1 protein-coding gene is annotated in these 621 nt (G+C 57.8%); it reads right to left on the reverse strand.

Annotation, left to right across the window (positions count from 1 at the left end; genetic code table 11):
* Window positions 1–57: 57 nt before the first annotated feature.
* Window positions 58–621 (reverse strand): M20/M25/M40 family metallo-hydrolase (locus tag ACX3P0_RS25315; RefSeq protein WP_459092988.1); only part of this gene is annotated, 564 nt, incomplete at its 5' end.

Below are 621 nucleotides of genomic sequence, written 5' to 3' on the forward strand. Positions count from 1 at the left end.
TACAGACGAACTCAGTCGGGGTCTTTTAGCTCGGGGTTTGGGTCTGGAAATGCCTATTCAATTACTCCACCTCGTTTCGACTAAAGACGCAAAGTAGGAGGCTCCGAAGGGTAGCGCCTCGTCGTTGAAATCGAACCATGCGCTGTGAAGTATGCGACCATTATCGTCCGACCCATTGCCGATCCAGCCGTAGCATCCGGGTCGGTCTTCGAGCATGAAGGCAAAGTCCTCGACGATCATCGTCTGCGGCGGGTTTGTCTCGACCTTGTTGAAGACCGACAATCCCGCTGCCTCTGCCGATCGGGCAGCGGATTGCGAATTGATGAGCGTCGGATATTGCTGAACGTAGGAAACCTTGCACTGCGCGCCGGTCGATAGCCCGATGCCTCCCACGATGCGCCGCAGCGCCGGCTCGGCTGCCGCGCGCGCGTCGGGAGAGAATGCCCTCACAGTGCCTCGAATGGTGACCTTGTTCGGCAAGACATTGTAGGCATCACCACCATGAATTTGCGTGGCGCTCACGACGATTGCATCCAGAGGGTCGGTGTTTCGCGCGGAAATCTGCTGGAGTGCGACGAGGATGTGTCCGGCTGTCAGAACAACATCGACCCCTTTCTGCGG

The organism is Mesorhizobium sp. A556, from assembly GCF_054489545.1.